The organism is Pseudomonas sp. S3(2024) (genome assembly GCF_036861315.1).
GTDB classification, from domain to species: Bacteria; Pseudomonadota; Gammaproteobacteria; order Pseudomonadales; family Pseudomonadaceae; genus Aquipseudomonas; species Aquipseudomonas putida_A.
Window position 1 is genome coordinate 351886 of record NZ_JAZAQQ010000007.1, and the last position, 16586, is coordinate 368471.

At 61.5% G+C, this 16586-nt stretch carries 14 protein-coding genes; 11 read left to right on the forward strand and 3 right to left on the reverse strand.

Going from position 1 to position 16586, the window contains the following annotated elements; translation table 11 throughout:
* Positions 1–233 precede the first annotated feature (233 nt).
* On the forward strand, positions 234–1169 hold the full coding sequence (locus VLA07_RS19715; RefSeq protein WP_333990755.1) for a Ppx/GppA family phosphatase: 936 nt from the start codon (positions 234–236) through the stop codon (positions 1167–1169).
* A 330-nt stretch (positions 1170–1499) separates the two neighbouring features.
* Here VLA07_RS19715 and metE read toward each other — a convergent pair whose 3' ends face one another.
* Positions 1500–3788 (reverse strand): 5-methyltetrahydropteroyltriglutamate--homocysteine S-methyltransferase, encoded by a 2289-nt coding sequence (gene metE, locus VLA07_RS19720; protein WP_333990789.1) that lies wholly within the window; start codon positions 3786–3788, stop codon positions 1500–1502.
* A gap of 392 nt (positions 3789–4180) precedes the next feature.
* On the opposite strand from metE, the gene VLA07_RS19725 reads away from it, so the two are divergent.
* The 5 genes from VLA07_RS19725 to yecR all read left to right on the forward strand — a co-directional run bounded on the left by VLA07_RS19725 (position 4181) and on the right by yecR (position 8786).
* A complete protein-coding gene (locus VLA07_RS19725; protein WP_007965728.1) occupies positions 4181–5557 on the forward strand; it encodes a pyridoxal-phosphate dependent enzyme in 1377 nt (458 codons plus the stop codon).
* Positions 5554–6726: a cystathionine gamma-synthase gene (locus VLA07_RS19730; protein WP_041062583.1), complete on the forward strand. Its 1173-nt coding sequence runs from the start codon at positions 5554–5556 to the stop codon at positions 6724–6726. The genes VLA07_RS19725 and VLA07_RS19730 overlap by 4 nt, the downstream gene beginning before the upstream one ends.
* Positions 6727–7258: 532 nt before the next feature.
* Positions 7259–7945, forward strand: a complete 687-nt coding sequence (locus VLA07_RS19735) for a phage infection protein (protein ID WP_247268993.1) — start codon at positions 7259–7261, stop codon at positions 7943–7945.
* A 184-nt stretch (positions 7946–8129) separates the two neighbouring features.
* Entirely contained in the window at positions 8130–8444 is a 315-nt protein-coding gene (locus tag VLA07_RS19740; protein WP_027613061.1) for a hypothetical protein, read from the forward strand.
* A gap of 33 nt (positions 8445–8477) precedes the next feature.
* Positions 8478–8786 (forward strand): YecR family lipoprotein, encoded by a 309-nt coding sequence (gene yecR, locus VLA07_RS19745; RefSeq protein ID WP_027613060.1) that lies wholly within the window; start codon positions 8478–8480, stop codon positions 8784–8786.
* A 1-nt stretch (position 8787) separates the two neighbouring features.
* Here yecR and VLA07_RS19750 read toward each other — a convergent pair whose 3' ends face one another.
* On the reverse strand, positions 8788–10413 hold the full coding sequence (locus VLA07_RS19750; protein WP_333990766.1) for an ATP-binding response regulator: 1626 nt from the start codon (positions 10411–10413) through the stop codon (positions 8788–8790).
* Positions 10414–10526: 113 nt separating this feature from the next.
* On the opposite strand from VLA07_RS19750, the gene VLA07_RS19755 reads away from it, so the two are divergent.
* Both VLA07_RS19755 and VLA07_RS19760 read left to right on the forward strand, forming a co-directional pair.
* Positions 10527–11141 (forward strand): LuxR C-terminal-related transcriptional regulator, encoded by a 615-nt coding sequence (locus VLA07_RS19755; RefSeq protein ID WP_135295996.1) that lies wholly within the window; start codon positions 10527–10529, stop codon positions 11139–11141.
* Between the two features lie 54 nt (positions 11142–11195).
* Complete coding sequence (locus VLA07_RS19760) at positions 11196–11390, forward strand: PLD nuclease N-terminal domain-containing protein (protein WP_333990769.1); 195 nt, start codon at positions 11196–11198, stop codon at positions 11388–11390.
* A gap of 83 nt (positions 11391–11473) precedes the next feature.
* On the opposite strand, the gene VLA07_RS19765 is transcribed toward VLA07_RS19760, so the two are convergent.
* Positions 11474–12472 carry a bile acid:sodium symporter family protein gene (locus tag VLA07_RS19765; protein WP_333990771.1) on the reverse strand — a complete coding sequence of 333 codons (999 nt, stop codon included), beginning with the start codon at positions 12470–12472 and terminating at the stop codon, positions 11474–11476.
* 85 nt (positions 12473–12557) lie between these two features.
* Here VLA07_RS19765 and VLA07_RS19770 point away from each other — a divergent pair, with 85 nt between their 5' ends.
* The 3 genes from VLA07_RS19770 (at position 12558) to VLA07_RS19780 (ending at position 16355) form a co-directional block, all read left to right on the forward strand.
* Positions 12558–13346 (forward strand): AraC family transcriptional regulator, encoded by a 789-nt coding sequence (locus tag VLA07_RS19770; RefSeq protein ID WP_285373838.1) that lies wholly within the window; start codon positions 12558–12560, stop codon positions 13344–13346.
* Between the two features lie 138 nt (positions 13347–13484).
* The gene (locus VLA07_RS19775; RefSeq protein ID WP_333990774.1) at positions 13485–15197 is read left to right on the forward strand and encodes an amidase; all 1713 of its coding nucleotides are present in this window, start codon (positions 13485–13487) and stop codon (positions 15195–15197) included.
* Positions 15198–15383: 186 nt separating this feature from the next.
* Positions 15384–16355, forward strand: a complete 972-nt coding sequence (locus VLA07_RS19780; protein ID WP_333990777.1) for a TerC family protein — start codon at positions 15384–15386, stop codon at positions 16353–16355.
* Positions 16356–16586 lie beyond the last annotated feature (231 nt).

Sequence of the window (16586 nt, forward strand, 5' to 3'; positions counted from 1 at the left end):
ACCTTGCGCACGGCTTGCCAAATCGCGGGCAAAAAAAAGCTGCCCAATGAGGCAGCAAAAACTTTAAGAACACGCGATGTATTGGGGTCAGGATAGTCGCCGGATAATGGCAGAGTCATGACAGCCAACAATTCACCGAACCGTCCCTGCCCCGTCATCAGGATGTCATCAAGCGCACCGCAGAATCCTCGCAAACCGTCTTGAGCCTTCGACGGATGCTTGCAGGGATTCCCATGAAAGAAGACGCCTCGCTGTTTGCCGCCATCGACCTGGGCTCGAATGCGTTTCGCCTGATGATCGGCCAGTCGGTTCGCAGTCGAAAAGGCTTCATGATTCAGGAAGTCAAAACCCTGCGTGAACCGGTGCGGCTGGCCGAGGGCTTTGACGGCGGTGCTCTGGATGAAATGGCGCTGGATCGAGGCTGGCAGGCATTGGCGCGGTTCGGCAAGAAACTGCGCGGCTTCGAGGCCGGCAAGGTGCGGGCAGTGGCGACCAGCGCGGTGCGCGAGGCCGACAATGCGCAGTTGTTTCTGCACAGTGCCGAACGCCATCTGGGTTTTCGCATCGACGTCATTTCGGGCCATGAAGAGGCGCAACTGGTGTATGCCGGCGTCGCTCATTCCCTGCCGGATGCAGAAGACATGCGCCTGGTGGTCGATATCGGTGGAGGTTCTACCGAGCTGATTCTCGGCCAGGGGTCGCAGCCGCTGCTCACCGAAAGCATCGCCATCGGCAGCGGCAGCCTGGGTGCACGCTATTTCCCTGACGGACGCATCGCGCCCGGCGCACTCCAAGAAGCCGAACGCGTGGCGATCCTGCAATTCGAAAAAGTCGCCCGCCGCTATCGCGCGCAGGGCTGGCAACAGACCATTGGTTCCTCCGGCACGGCGCGGATGCTGGCGAAGGTGCTTAAAGCCAATCGCTTGAACGATTTCGGTCAGGACGGCATTACCTATGGCGGGTTGTTGCGCCTGTCGCTGTTGCTGCTGAAGGTGAAGAACGTGCAGCAGTTGAAACTCGCCGGTCTGCAACCGCATCGCCAGAGCATCCTCCCGGGAGGGCTGGTGCTGATGCTGGCGGCGTTCAAGGCATTCGGGATTTCGCAGATGGCACCGTCGGAACCGGGGCTGCGCCTCGGTGTGCTGCATGGTTTGATGAGCCGTCACTGACACCCTACACACTCCAGTGTGGGAGCGGGCTTGCTCGCGAAGGCGGAGTGTCAGTCGAAAATTATTTAGCTGACAATCCGCTTTCGCGAGCAAGCCCGCTCCCACAAGGACGGGGTTCTTTGCGCAACTCGGGATTTCGCAGATGGCGCCGTCGGAACCGGGTTTGCGCCTCGGTGTGCTGCATGGTTTGATGAGCCGGCACTGACCGATCACTTAACCCATTGTGGGAGCGGGCTTGCTCGCGAAGGCGGAGTGTCAGTCGAAAATTATTTAGCGGACACACCGCTTTCGCGAGCAAGCCCGCTCCCACAGGTTTTGGTGGTTTTCCTCTCAGGCCAGTTCTTTGCGGAGCTGGCGGGCGGCGGTGACCATGTGTACCAGCGCCGCTTCTGTCTCCGGCCAGCCACGGGTTTTCAGACCGCAATCCGGGTTGACCCACAACCGCTCGGCCGGAACTCGCTGAGCCGCCTTGCGCAGCAGGTTGGCCATTTCCGAAGCATCCGGCACCCGCGGCGAGTGAATGTCGTAGACGCCCGGCCCGATCTCGTTCGGGTAGTCGAATGCTTCAAAGGCATCGAGCAATTCCATGTCCGAGCGCGAGGTTTCGATGGTGATCACATCGGCGTCCATGGCGGCGATGGACTCGATCACATCATTGAATTCGCTGTAGCACATGTGCGTGTGGATCTGCGTTTCGTCGCGTACACCGGAGGCACTCAGGCGGAACGCTTCGGTTGCCCAGTCCAGATAGTGCTGCCATTGCGCGCGGCGCAGCGGCAGACCTTCGCGGAATGCGGCTTCGTCGATCTGCACGATCTTGATCCCGGCGGCTTCCAGATCCACCACTTCGTCACGAATCGCCAGCGCCAGTTGCCGTGCCTGCACTTCACGGGACACGTCTTCGCGGGGGAACGACCACATCAGCATGGTCACAGGTCCCGTCAGCATGCCTTTCATGACCTTGTCGGTCAGGCCCTGGGCGTAGCGGATCCAGTCCACGGTCATGGCTTGCGGGCGGCTCAGATCACCGAAGATCACCGCAGGTTTCACGCAGCGCGAACCGTAGCTCTGCACCCAGCCGAAACGGGTGAACACGTAGCCGTCGAGTTGCTCGGCGAAGTACTCGACCATGTCGTTGCGCTCGGCTTCTCCGTGCACCAGTACGTCGAGGCCCAACTGTTCCTGGATTTGCACGGCGTGGCGGATTTCGCTGTACATCGCTTCGGTGTATTCGGCTTCGCTTAGCTTGCCCTGCTTGAACGACTGACGCGCCAGGCGGATCGACGCGGTCTGCGGGAATGAGCCGATAGTCGTGGTCGGGAACAGTGGCAGATCGAGGCCGGCGCGCTGCTTGGCGATGCGCTGGGTAAACGGCGATTGGCGCTGGCTATCCTGCGCGGTAATGGCCGCCACACGGGCCTGCACTGCCGGTTTGTGAATACGAGGCGAGGCGGCGCGGCTGGTCTGTACCGAGCGGCTTTGGGCCAAGGCGCGCAGCACTTTCGGCGCCTCCGGCTCGTTGACCGCCTGCGCCAGCACGGCGACTTCCTCGCACTTCTGCACGGCAAACGCCAGCCAACTTTTCAGCTCGGCATCGAGCTGGTCTTCGCGGCCCAAATCCACTGGGCTGTGCAGCAACGAGCACGATGGCGCGACCCACAACCGATCCCCCAGACGCTCATGCGCATGCTGCAACGTCGCCAACGCATGTTCCAGGTCGCAGCGCCAGACGTTGCGGCCGTTGACCACACCCAGCGACAGCACCTTGTAGGCCGGCAGGCGATCAAGGATGGTCGGGTACTGTTCCGCTGCGCGCACCAGATCGATGTGCAAACCATCGACCGGCAGATTGGCGGCCAGACCGAGGTTCTCTTCCAGACCACCGAAGTAGGTGGCGAGCAGTTTTTTCAGCGGATCACGCTGGATCTGGTTGTACGCACGCTCGAAAGCGTTCTTCCATTCCTGCGGCAGGTCGAGCACCAGAATCGGCTCGTCGATCTGCACCCATTCCACACCGAGTGCGGCCAGCCGGGCGAAGATCTGCCCATACAGCGGCAGCAAACGATCAAGCAATTCCAGCTTGTCGAACTCGGCGCCTTTGGCCTTGCCCAGCCATAGATAAGTCAGTGGACCAATGATCACCGGTTTGACGTTATGGCCCAGTGCGCGGGCCTCTTCGACTTCTTCGAACAACTGTTCCCAACCGAGCTGGAACTGTTGATCGACGCTGAATTCCGGGACCAGATAGTGGTAGTTGGTGTCGAACCACTTGGTCATTTCCTGCGCATGGGCACCGCCGCAGCAACTGTCGCTGACGCCACGGGCCATGCCGAACAAGGTTTGCAGCGTGGCTTTGCCGTCGTGCGGTCGGAAGCGCTCGGGAACCACGCCGAACATCAGCGAATGGGTCAGCACCTGGTCGTACCAGGCGAAATCGCCCACTGGCAGCAGCTCGATGCCGGCGTTCTTTTGCAGGTCCCAGTGGGCCTTGCGCAGTTCACGACCCACTTCACGCAGGCCGGCCTCGTTCAGTTCTCCTTTCCAGAACGCCTCTTGCGCTTTTTTCAGTTCGCGGTCGCGACCGATGCGCGGAAATCCGAGGGAATGGGCCAGTGCCATGACAAACAACTCCAATGTCTTGTTGATGGCGGCCATTGTCAGGATCAGCCTCTAGTGAGACAAACTCATTTTAATCTTGATGATCACAAGTTTCCCTCATGATCAGTTGTCGGCCGTATGCCCGCTGAAAACACGATTCGCCCTGCAGGATATTCCTACGCAGATCAAGCTTTGAGGGACGCTTGCGACGCCCTTTCAATACTTGATGGCGCCTTGATGTAAACCCTCTGAAACCGCGCCGTTACAGGCTTCGATTCTGTTCTATGGTTAGATCGAAATGGCTGGCGCAGCGGCTGACTAAAGGTTGCGACAGATCATGTCTGCGCCTATGTTGCACGCGAGCTTTTCCCCGCGAATGGAACGCGATCAACACCACTACAAGAGGTGAAGAAATGTCAAAGGATTCACGCCCTGCCGTACTTGGGCTGATCGGCAATACGCCGCTGGTACAGGTTACCCGCTTCGATACCGGCCTCTGCACACTGTTTCTCAAACTGGAATCACAAAACCCCGGCGGCTCGATCAAGGATCGCATCGGTCTGGCGATGATTGATGCCGCTGAACGCGACGGGCGCCTGCAACCGGGTGGCACCATCGTCGAGGCCACCGCCGGCAACACCGGTCTGGGCCTGGCGCTGGTCGGCCGGGCCAAAGGCTACCGCGTCGTACTGGTAGTCCCGGACAAGATGTCCACCGAGAAAGTCCTGCACTTGAAAGCCATGGGTGCCGAGGTGCACATCACCCGCTCCGATGTCGGCAAGGGCCATCCCGAGTATTACCAGGACGTGGCCGCACGCCTGGCCAAAGACATTCCCGGCGCGTTTTTCGCCGACCAGTTCAACAACCCCGCCAACCCGCTGGCCCACGAATGCAGCACCGCGCCGGAGATCTGGGCACAGACCGAACATGATCTGGATGCGATCGTGGTTGGCGTCGGTTCCGCCGGCACCCTGACCGGGCTGAGCCGCTTCTTCAAACGGGTACAACCGGATCTGGAAATGGTCCTCGCCGACCCGGTCGGTTCGGTGATGGCTCAGTACAGCCGCGACGGCACCATGCCGACGCCCGGGTCGTGGGCGGTGGAAGGCATCGGCGAAGATTTCATTCCATCGATCACCGACCTCACCAGCGTGCGCCACGCTTACTCGATCAGCGATGAAGAAAGCTTCGATCACGCCCGCCAGTTGCTCAAGGCCGAAGGCATTCTCGGTGGCTCGTCGACCGGCACCTTGCTCGCCGCCGCGCTGCGTTATTGCCGCGAACAGACAGAGCCGAAACGCGTGGTCAGTTTTGTCTGCGACACCGGCACACGCTATCTGTCGAAGGTCTACAACGACCAGTGGATGACCGATCAAGGCCTGTTGCAGCGCAAACGCTATGGCGACCTGCGTGATCTGATCGCCCGCCGTTTCGAAGACGGCCGCGTGATCAGCGTCGGTCCCGATGACACCCTGCTGACCGCGTTCCAGCGCATGCGTCTGGCGGATGTTTCGCAGCTGCCGGTGCTGGTGGAAGGCAAACAACTGGTCGGGGTGATCGACGAGTCGGACATCCTGCTGCCCGTGCACGAAGACGCTGCGCGCTTCAGTCAATCGGTGTCCAGCGTGATGACCGACAAACTGCAAACCCTCGCCCCCGGTGCCAACCTCGCCGAGCTGGAAGCGGTGCTCAGTCGCGGCCTCGTCGCGATCATCGCCGATGCTTCGGGCTTCCACGGCCTGATTACCCGCACCGACATGCTCAACCAATTACGGAGATCCCTCGCATGAGTCAGCACGACGATAAATCCCAAGGCTTCGCGACCCGGGTGATCCATGCCGGGCAAACGCCTGACCCGACCACCGGCGCGCTGATGCCGCCGATCTACGCCAACTCGACGTACCTGCAAGACAGCCCTGGCGTGCACAAGGGCTTCGACTACGGGCGCTCGCACAACCCGACGCGTTTTGCCCTGGAGCGTTGCGTGGCGGATCTGGAAGGTGGCACCCGCGCGTTCGCGTTCGCTTCCGGGCTGGCGACCATTTCCACCGTGCTCGAACTGATCGATGCCGGTTCGCACGTGATCTCTGGCAATGACCTGTACGGCGGCACATTCCGCCTGTTCGACAAGGTGCGCCAGCGCAGTGCCGGGCATCGTTTCAGCTATGTCGATCTGACTGACTTGGCGGCGTTCGAAGCGGCGCTGCAGGACGACACCCGCCTGGTGATTGTCGAGTCGCCGACCAACCCGCTGCTGAGCCTGTCGGATCTGGCCGCGATTGCGCGCATCTGCCGCGCACGCGGGATCATCAGCGTTGCCGACAACACCTTCGCCAGCCCGTACATTCAGCGCCCGCTGGAGCTGGGTTTCGACATCGTGCTGCACTCGACCACCAAGTACCTGAACGGTCACTCCGACGTGATCGGTGGTATCGCGGTGGTTGGGCAGAATGCCGAGCTCGCGGACAAACTCGGCTTCCTGCAAAACGCGGTCGGCGCGATTTCCGGGCCGTTCGATGCGTTCCTGACCTTGCGCGGGGTGAAGACCCTGGCGCTGCGCATGGAGCGTCATTGCAGCAACGCGCTGGAACTGGCCAAGTGGCTGGAGCAGCAACCGCAGGTCAAACGTGTCTACTACCCGGGCCTGCCGTCGCACCCGCAGCATGAGTTGGCCAAACGGCAGATGCATGGTTTTGGCGGGATGATCTCGGTGGATCTGAACAGTGATCTGGAGGGCGCACGGCGCTTTCTGGAAAACGTGAAGATCTTTGCCTTGGCCGAGAGCCTGGGCGGTGTTGAAAGCCTGATCGAGCATCCGGCGATCATGACCCACGCGACCATTCCAGCTGAAACCCGCGCGAAACTGGGCATCGGCGATGGTCTGGTGCGTCTGTCGGTGGGGGTCGAAGATCTCGAAGACCTGCGCGCCGATCTGGCGTACGCGCTGACCAAAATCTGACCCTGCAACAACGACAAAGCCCGCAGTAATGCGGGCTTTGGTGTTCGAGTAGGCGGCCAGTGCTGGTCTCTGGCTTACAAGGTTTATCGGGCCTCTCACAGTACAAAAGCAACCATGGAAAAAGAGCGGTGCTTTGCTGCCTCACACGGCATAAGGGCTGGATCTCAGCGCGGAGATCTTTCTAACCGTGTACCCTTCGGAACGCGCCCCACGTCCCCTTGCTATCCGCTTGCGCATCAGTCTGCGTCTTCGCCTACACCTTTGAGGCTAGCAAAATCCATCGAATGATGGTCAGGTGTTTTTAGACTGATTTCCTTCAAGCGCCCCTGTGCAAGGAAGTTAACCGACTATCGCTTGCATGTTGTCGCACCTGCGCCTGCATTTTGCCGATCTATACTTTTCAGTTCGCTAACGCGGTTTCATGCAAAAACGTCGACACCCGTGCGCCCATCGAGCGCGCCCGTGCCAATTGCCAACCTGGTCAACCCCGGGCCAACGAATGCTGTGTGGCTGATGGGTCGTGGAGAAAATCATGAAACACACGCTTTTGTCAGGCGCCATTCTTGCGGTCGCGGCGACCGTGATGTTGCCAACGGTTTGGGCTGCGCAGCCGCAGGCGGTGGCCTCTGATGGTTCGGATCATGTCAGCGCTGGCGCAGTGGCGTCCGATGGTTCCGACCATGTCGGGGCTGGTGCAGTCGCCTCGGACGGTTCCGATCATGTCGGCGCTGGCGCAGTCGCCTCGGACGGTTCGGATCATGTCGGGGCTGGCGCAGTCGCCTCGGATGGTTCGGATCATGTCGGCGCTGGTGCAGTCGCCTCGGACGGTTCGGATCATGTCGGCGCTGGCGCAGTCGCCTCGGACGGTTCCGATCATGTCGGCGCTGGTGCTGTCGCCTCGGATGGTTCGGATCATGTCGGGGCTGGTGCAGTCGCCTCGGACGGTTCCGATCATGTCGGCGCTGGTGCAGTCGCCTCGGACGGTTCCGATCATGTCGGCGCTGGTGCAGTCGCCTCGGATGGTTCCGATCACGTCGGGGCTGGCGCAGTAGCCTCCGATGGCTCCGATCACGTCGGCGCAGGCACACTGGCTTCCGACGGCACCGACAAGGTCGGCGCCAATCGTTATGCCTACTCACGCGTTGGCGTCGGTTCTGATCGCGTCGCTTCGGCGCTGATGACCGGCAGCTATTCCGACCAGTTCAACTCCCCTCAGTAATCGGCGCGAGGCGACCCATTGGGTCGCCTCTCCCTCCGCCGCACTAGCACATTTGTGCTAATCGACCGCCCCGCCACCCGGCGTTATATTCCCTCGCAACCCCCGATGCTCCCCAACATTGCCGCTGTGCAGTGCGCGGGATCGTCGTGCCTGGAAATCAGAACAACACCAAGGAAGAAACACCATGAAACTGCATTCCAACTTGTGCAAGGTGGCCATCGTCAGCGCTCTGCTGCTTGGTGCCAGCGGCTGCCAGACCGCCAAACCTACAGAAGCCAGCATGAAAGAACGGGCCCAGACGGTCATCGGTAAACCGGTGTCGAAAATCGACAACATCCGCAGCGACAGCACCCTCACCTACTACACCGCCTACACCCCCGCCGGCGAGTACAACTGCGAGTTGCCCAGCGGCGCGATTATCGCGGTGGCGAGCATGGGCATCATGACCCCGCCGCTGTCGTGCCTGCCCAAAGGCGCCTCGCCGATTCCGTTCCAGTAAACCTTCATCCCCGGTAAAGGACTACGTTCCATCATGAAAATCCTGATCGCAACTCTCACTCTCACCGCCCTCGCTCTGACAGGCTGCGCCACGCCCAAACAATGGGAGGCCACCGGTGGCAGCAAGAACGACGGCGTGGTCCAGGTCTCCTACGAATTGGGTCAGTTCGAAAGCGGCCAGACCAACGCCGCGCAAGGCCTGACTGTGGCGATGGAGCGCTGCAAGACCTGGGGTTACAAGAACGCCGAGGTGACCGGTTCCGAGAAGAACATCTGCCGCACCATGGGCCAGTTCAACTGCCTGCAAACCACCATCACTCAGGACTACCTCTGCAAGCGTTGAGTCAAACCTGCTCGGCCGGCTCGGTTTGCCGGTCGCGCAGGCTGCGCAAGGTCGCGCGCAGCTCGGCCGGGCGTACCGGTTTGGACAGGATGGCAATTTGGCGGTCGTGCAAGGCCGCCTGTATTTTCTCGATGTCATGCCCGGTGATGATCATCGCCGGCACCGCAAAACCCCGCTGGCGCCGCACCTCGTCAATGCACTCGATGCCCGTGGAATGCGTACCCAGATCGTAATCGGCGACGATGATGTCGCAATCGGTGACCAGCCCCTGCCCGCTCAACTCGCCTTGCACCACGCAGCCCCAGCGCTCGAGCAGCGCCGAGGTCGCCAGCAAGACGTTGCGATCATCCTCCACCAGACACACCTTCAGCCCGGTCAACAGGCCGGCCTGCCGCACATCGTCACGCATGACCGGCAACTGCGGCGCCACGGCCACCGGCAAGCCATACAGGGAGACCGCTGTGCCGCGCCCAAGCTGCGAGCGCAAGGCCACATCGACGCCGATCAACTGCCCCAGACGCTTGACGATCGACAGCCCGAGGCCGACGCCTTCCACGTCCTTGTCGCGCACCTGACGCACTCGATAAAACTCCTCGAAGACCTTCGGCAGATGCTCCTCGGCAATGCCGTTGCCGCGGTCATAAATCACGATGGCCAGCCCGTTGCCACGCTTGCGCACGCCGATCAGTACCGGGCGTTGCGCGCCGTATTTGAAGCAATTGGAAAGCACGTTCTGCACCATGGTCGCGAGCAACGCCGGATCGCTCTCTACCCAGTGCTGGCACGGACGCAGGCGCAATTCCACACCGGCCCAGCGCGCCGCCTCGGCGTTCTGGCGGATCAGGTCGGCCAGCCACTCGCCGAGATTGAACACCTGCAGCCTCGGCAGAATGCGCCCGTTGTCGAGGGTGTAGAGGTCAAGAATCGAACGGAACAACTGCGAGACGTTGAGCAACGAACGGTCGATGTTGTCGACCAGTTGCCGCTCCTGCTCGCCCAGACGCGATTCACGCAGGCACGCCGTGAACAGACCGATGGAGTGAATCGGCTGGCGCAGATCATGGCTGGCCTGGGCGAGAAACCGCGACTTTTCCAGATTGGCCGCGACCGCCTCTTCGGAGGCCTTGCGCGTGCGCTCCAGCAGCAAGTGCGCGTAGAACGGAATCACGGTGCTGGTGAGCATCAACATCAGCACCATGTACGGCTGCGCCTGCCACACCGGCGTCAACCGATAGACCGCCAGCAACGCCAGCAGCGCCAACCCGGTGGCAATCGCCAGATAGCGCGAGCCGTAGCGCATGCCGTTGCCCAGGTTGACCCAGATGATCACCGCGTACAGCGGCAACGCCGCTTCACCGCCGAGCACCAGGCCGAAACAGGTGCCGGTGTAATCGTGGATCATCGCGAATATTCGTCGCGCCGGGTAATGCCCCGGCCAGCGCGCGATGGCCTGGCGCAGGACAATCGACGCCAGCAGAAACAGCGTGATGTAGACCACCACCGGCAGATAGACATCGAAGCGCTGACCCGGCAATACACCGAGCACGCAGATGTAAACCATGGCAATGCTGGCGATGATGATCCGCAGATTGGCCTGATCCAGCTCGGTGTTTTTCTCGAACTTCATGGGCAACGTCCTTGTGCGACAGTCGTCAGATTCAGCAGCGGCCGGCAGGCAATCTGCGTACGCGGTGCTAAGGTGCATGCCGTAAACCACGCTGATCCAGGGAGGGTCACGTCATGACATGCCGCATCATCATAGCCGACGATCACCCGTTGTTTCGCGAAGCCATGCGGCGCACCGTGCAGCGCCTGTTGCCCGAGGCGACTATCGAGGAGGCCGGCGACCTCGACGCCGTGCTGGCCTTGCTGCCCGACGGCAGCGAGCCGGACACACTGATTCTCGACCTGCGCTTCCCCGGCCTGACCTGCATCAGCCAACTCGCCGAACTGCGCCGAAAACTGCCGCGCACCACGCTGATCGTGGTGTCGATGGTCGACGACGAGGCATTGATCGGCGAAGTGATGGCGGCCGGCATCGACGGTTTCATCGGCAAGAACATTGTCCCGGATGAGATCGGTCAGGCCATTCTGGCGATCCGCGAAGGCGAAGTGCTGGTCAGGTTCGCGCCTTCCGGGCTGCTGCCGCTGGAGACCGGCACCGCCCTCACCCCGCGTCAGCAGGATGTGTTGCGGCTGATCGCCCAAGGCAAGACCAACAAGGAGATCGCCCGGGAACTGGATATCTCGCCGTTCACCGTGCGCATCCATGTGTCGTCGCTGTTGCGCACGCTCAACGTGCCGTCGCGGGCGGCCGCTGCGGTGAAGTATTCGGGAGGCAGCGGCGCAATTTAAATGAACCCTGCGCGCTTGGGGTCACCTAACTGAAAGACCATCAGGAGGTAGCCCATGCAAATTGAACCCGTCTGGATCGTACTCGCCGTCGTTCTTGTGATCGTTGAATTGTGGGCGATCAACCGCGTGCGCAAGAGCGCAGGCAAAGGCAGCAACAAAGGCGTGTGGATTATCGCCATCGTGTTCGTGCCGTTGTTTGGCCTGATTGCCTGGGCACTGGCCGGCCCGAAACAAGTGACTCAGGACTGAAGGATTCTTGCGCTGTAATGCCCTGCGCGGTCAACTGTGGGAGCGAGCCTGCTCGCGATGGCTGACCGCCGGGCATCACTGCATTATGGATCAACCTGCGCCATCAGCTCCGGCACCGATTCCGGCCGCTTGGCATAACGCTGCGCCAGCACCGCACAGACCATCAGCTGAATCTGATGGAACAGCATCAGCGGCAGAATCAACACGCCGATGGTGCTGCCGGCAAACAACACCTGCGCCATCGGCACGCCGGTGGCCAGACTCTTCTTCGAACCGCAGAACAAAATGGTGATGCGGTCTTCCTGGCTGAAACCGAACGCCTTGCCCAGCAAGGTCGACGCCAACAGCACCAGCCCCAGCAGGATGCAGCAGACCACCACCAGCCCCAGCAGATCCACTACCGGAATCTGATGCCAGATACCTTCGTTGACCGCCTCGCTGAACGCGCCGTACACCACCAGCAGAATCGAACCCTGATCGACAAACTTCAGCCAGTTCTTGTTGCGCCCGACCCACGCGCCGATCCAGCGCCGAGCGATCTGCCCGGCAATGAACGGCAGCAGCAGTTGCACGCTGATTTTCAGGATCGCATCCAGGGTCGAACCGCCGTCGCCGTGCACGTTCAGCAGCAGCGTCACCAGCAACGGCGTGAGGAAGATCCCGAACAGGCTCGACGCCGCTGCACTGCAGATCGCCGCCGGGATATTGCCTCGGGCCAGCGAGGTGAAGGCAATTGCCGACTGCACGGTGGCCGGCAACGCGCAGAGATACAGCATGCCCATGTACAGCTTGTCGCCGATCAGCGGTGACAGCAGCGGTTTCAACGCCAGCCCGAGCAGCGGGAACAGCACAAAGGTCAGACCGAACACCAACAGGTGCAGGCGCCAGTGGCCGGCACCGGCGATGATCGACTCACGCGAGAGCTTGGCGCCATGCAGGAAAAACAGCAGCGCGATGGCGATATTGGTCAGCCAGCCGAACCCGACCGCGATCTGCCCGCTGGCCGGCAGAAAACTGGCCAGCAGCACGACGCCGATCAGGGTCAGGGTGAAGTTGTCGGGCAGGAATCTTGGGCGAGTCATGGGTCTGTTCATCCGGGGGTTGCCAGTACGTGACTGCGACTCTAACGTGAGCAGAAATTACCGACTAACGCCGAAGAGCCAACAGATGCCGCCTAAAGGACATGAGAAAAGCTTCCGGCGCAGCATTCCCGGGCTGCCCAGCCTGCCCCGTGCGCTGTATGGGCGCACCGAATCGCTGCCCAATCGCGCACTGACCCGGCGTCACAGCCACCCGTGGGTGCAATTGTCGTACGCGATTCAGGGCGTGCTCGAAGTGCAGACCAGCGCCGGGCGTTTCGTCGCGCCACCCGAGCGCGCGGTGTGGATTCCAGCGGGCGTCCCGCACCGAGTGTTCAGCTCGCCGCACACCGAAATGCGCAGCCTGTACATCGATTGCAGCGTGGCCGGCTGGGCGCTTGAACGTTGTCATGTGCTGGGCGTCAGCGACCTGCTGCGCGAACTGATCCGCGCGTTCAGTCTGGTCCCGGTGGAATACGACGAGAGCGGCGCGCATGGCCGCCTGGCCCAGGTGATCCTCGATCAACTGGCTGAGGCGCCGCAGATCGACCTGATGCTGCCACTACCCCAGGACAGCCGTCTGCGACAGATCTATCAAAGCCTGGAGCAACATCCGGAACAGCAGACCACACTGCAGCACTGGAGCGAAAAATTCGGCGTCACCGAAAAAACCCTCAGCCGCCTGTTTTTACGCGACACCGGCCTGACCTTCCGCGCCTGGCGTCAGCGCTTGCGTCTGCTGGGCGCGCTGACCCCGCTGGAACGCGGCGAACGCGTCACCGACGTGGCTCTGGCCTGCGGTTATGACTCGACCTCGGCGTTCATCGCGGCCTTCCGGCAACAGTTTGGCGAGACACCGGGGGAATTTTTTCGTTGAGATTGTCGATATTTATCGAATTAGCACATGCCATTCGGCAAAGTTCAGGGTAGAGTTTCGTCTATACGCAATTATCTACACGTTTCGACCATAACCATAATGACCCACCCCTTTAGCGAACCTGTCGGCGGTAACAGCATGATCGAAGTCACTGAAGTCTCCATTGCTCAATTACGCGCGGCGCTCGACGCCGGCCAGACCACCGCGGTTGAACTGGTGCAGGCCTATCTGGCCCGGATCGACGCCTATGACGGCCCGAACACGACCACTGCACTGAACGCCGTGGTCGTACGCAATCCCGAAGCACTGGCAGAGGCCCAGGCGTCCGACGCGCGCCGGGCCAAGGGCGAAACCCTCGGCCCGCTCGACGGCATCCCTTACACCGCCAAGGACAGCTATCTGGTCAAGGGTCTGACCGCCGCCTCCGGCAGCCCGGCCTTCGCCGATCTGGTGGCGCATCGCGACGCCTTCACAATCGAACGCTTGCGCGGCGCCGGGGCGATCTGCCTGGGCAAGACCAATATGCCGCCGATGGCCAATGGCGGCATGCAGCGTGGCGTCTATGGCCGGGCCGAAAGTCCGTACAACGCGGCCTACCTGACCGCGCCGTTTGCCTCCGGCTCGTCCAACGGTGCCGGCACCGCCACTGCCGCGAGTTTTTCGGCGTTCGGCCTGGCGGAAGAAACCTGGTCGAGCGGTCGCGGCCCGGCGTCGAACAACGGTTTGTGCGCCTACACGCCGTCGCGCGGGGTGATCTCGGTACGCGGTAACTGGCCGCTGACGCCGACCATGGACGTGGTGGTGCCGTACGCACGGACCATGGCCGATCTGCTTGAAGTGCTCGACGTGGTCGTCGCGGAAGACCCCGACACCCGTGGCGACCTGTGGCGCCTGCAGCCGTGGGTGACGATCCCGAGCGTCACCTCGGTACGCCCGGCGTCCTACGCCGAACTGGCGGTGAATTCCGATGCACTGGCCGGCAAACGCCTCGGTGTGCCGAAGATGTACATCAATGCCGACCCCGAAGCCGGCACCAGCGAAGCCCCAGGCATCGGCGGCCCGACCGGGCAGCGGATCAACACCCGCGCTTCGGTGATCGACCTGTGGAACCAGGCCCGCACCGCGCTGGAAGCGGCCGGCGCCGAAGTCATCGAAGTGGATTTTCCGCTGGTTTCCAACTGCGAAGGCGACCGCCCCGGCGCGCCGACCGTGTTCAATCGCGGAATCGTCTCCAAGGAATTCCTGCACCACGAACTGTGGGATCTGTCGGCCTGGGCCTTCGACGATTTCCTGCGCGCCAACGGCGATCCGAAGCTCAATCGCCTGGCCGATGTCGACGGGCCGAAGATCTTCCCGCACGACCCGGGCACCCTGCCCAACCGTGAAGGCGATCTGGCCGCCGGCATGGACGAATACGTACGCATGGCCCAACGCGGCATCACCCCGTGGGACCAGATTCCGACTCTGCCGGACGGCCTGCGCGGTCTGGAAAAGACCCGCAAGCTTGATCTGGAAGACTGGATGGATGCGCTGAAACTCGACGCTGTGCTGTTCCCGACCAACGCCGACGTTGGCCCGGCAGATGCCGATATCAATCCGGAATCGGCGGACACCGCCTGGAGCAATGGCATCTGGGTCGCCAACGGCAATCTGGCGATCCGGCATCTCGGTGTGCCGACTGTCACTGTGCCGATGGGGATCATGGCCGACATCGGCATGCCGGTTGGTCTGACTTTCGCCGGTCGTGCTTACGATGACTCGAATCTGTTGCGTCTGGCCTCGGCGTTTGAGGCTACCGGATCGAAGCGTCAGGTGCCGCCGCGCACTCCGGCGCTGACTGCCGCCAAGTAAGCGAACACGGACGGGATTGAGGCCGCAAAAGGTCTCAATTCCCGTCGCCGCTATTCCCCCTCCCTGATCGCGACACTTCGCTTTTCCCGAACTGTTGCTCAGAAATAAGCGATTTTTCTTGCAACCAAAATCGCCGCTAGCATGGCCCTGCCTGACCCTAATTCAATAAAAGCCAGGGAGCCAGCCATGCCAACCACCAACATCAATATCGGCGAACCATGGATGTGGGGCGCGTTTATCGTCTTCGTCCTCGCCATGCTTGCACTGGATTTGTTCGTCTTCGGCGGACGCAAGGCACACCGCGTTTCAGTGCGGGAAGCGTCCTGTTGGGTGATCGCCTGGTGCGCACTGGCCTTGGCCTTCGCCGGGTTGCTCTGGTGGTACTTGAACGGCGAGTTCGGCGCCGAAATTGCCCAGCGCAAGACGCTGGAATTCCTCACCGGTTATTTGATCGAGCAGTCACTGTCGATCGACAACATGTTCGTCTTCGTGATGATCTTCAGCTATTTCGCCGTGCCACCGGAATTGCAGCGCCGGGTGCTGCTGTACGGCGTACTCGGGGCGATCGTGATGCGCGCGGCGATGATCTTCGCCGGGGTGTGGCTGGTGTCGCAGTTCGAGTGGCTATTGTATGCATTCGGGGTGTTCCTGATCATCACCGGGATCAAGATGCTGATGTTCGCCGAGCAGCAACCGGACCTCGACAAAAACCCGCTGCTGCGCTGGGTGCGCGGGCACATGCGGATCACTCAGGGCTTTCATGGCGAGCGCTTTTTCGTGCTGCAGAACGGCGTGCGCTGGGCCACGCCGATGTTCCTCGTGCTGGTGCTGATCGAGGCCAGCGACCTGATGTTTGCAGTCGATAGCATCCCCGCGATCTTCGCCGTCACCACCGACCCGTTCATTGTGTTCACCTCGAACATCTTCGCGATCATGGGCCTGCGCGCGCTGTACTTCCTGCTGGCGGACATGGCCGACCGCTTTCATTTACTCAAGTACGGACTGGCGATCGTGCTGGTGTTCATCGGCGGCAAGATGACGCTGATGCCATGGTTTCACATGCCGGTGGAGTGGTCGCTGGCGGTGGTGGGCGGGGTGATTCTGGGGTCGGTGGTGTTGAGTCTGGTGATGAGTAAAAACGCGCCACAAAACCTGTAGGAGTGAGCCTGCTCGCGATGCGTCGTGTCAGCCGACATTGATGCTGGATGTGCCGGCCCCTTCGTGAGCAAGCCCACTCCCACCCTTTGATCTCGGCCAGCTCCGGATCCTCCATCCACTGACTATCACCTGTGGGAGCAACTGTCTTACTACCACCGTTCGTCACCGCCACTCTGTGCCGTCTCGCAGCATGGCATTCAATCTGATCAGCAGTATTCGCATGCAGGCGAT

Bases quoted from the DNA above. Each gene is read 5' to 3' on its own strand.
- VLA07_RS19760 (WP_333990769.1), top strand. From the start codon at position 11,196: ATGCAAATTGAACCCGTCTGGATCGTACTCGCCGTCGTTCTTGTGATC.
- VLA07_RS19775 (WP_333990774.1), top strand. From the start codon at position 13,485: ATGATCGAAGTCACTGAAGTCTCCATTGCTCAATTACGCGCGGCGCTC.
- VLA07_RS19715 (WP_333990755.1), top strand. From the start codon at position 234: ATGAAAGAAGACGCCTCGCTGTTTGCCGCCATCGACCTGGGCTCGAAT.
- VLA07_RS19780 (WP_333990777.1), top strand. From the start codon at position 15,384: ATGCCAACCACCAACATCAATATCGGCGAACCATGGATGTGGGGCGCG.
- VLA07_RS19735 (WP_247268993.1), top strand. From the start codon at position 7,259: ATGAAACACACGCTTTTGTCAGGCGCCATTCTTGCGGTCGCGGCGACC.
- VLA07_RS19750 (WP_333990766.1), bottom strand. From the start codon at position 10,413: ATGAAGTTCGAGAAAAACACCGAGCTGGATCAGGCCAATCTGCGGATC.
- metE (WP_333990789.1), bottom strand. From the start codon at position 3,788: ATGGCACTGGCCCATTCCCTCGGATTTCCGCGCATCGGTCGCGACCGC.
- yecR (WP_027613060.1), top strand. From the start codon at position 8,478: ATGAAAATCCTGATCGCAACTCTCACTCTCACCGCCCTCGCTCTGACA.
- VLA07_RS19725 (WP_007965728.1), top strand. From the start codon at position 4,181: ATGTCAAAGGATTCACGCCCTGCCGTACTTGGGCTGATCGGCAATACG.
- VLA07_RS19765 (WP_333990771.1), bottom strand. From the start codon at position 12,472: ATGACTCGCCCAAGATTCCTGCCCGACAACTTCACCCTGACCCTGATC.
- VLA07_RS19755 (WP_135295996.1), top strand. From the start codon at position 10,527: ATGACATGCCGCATCATCATAGCCGACGATCACCCGTTGTTTCGCGAA.
- VLA07_RS19770 (WP_285373838.1), top strand. From the start codon at position 12,558: ATGCCGCCTAAAGGACATGAGAAAAGCTTCCGGCGCAGCATTCCCGGG.
- VLA07_RS19740 (WP_027613061.1), top strand. From the start codon at position 8,130: ATGAAACTGCATTCCAACTTGTGCAAGGTGGCCATCGTCAGCGCTCTG.
- VLA07_RS19730 (WP_041062583.1), top strand. From the start codon at position 5,554: ATGAGTCAGCACGACGATAAATCCCAAGGCTTCGCGACCCGGGTGATC.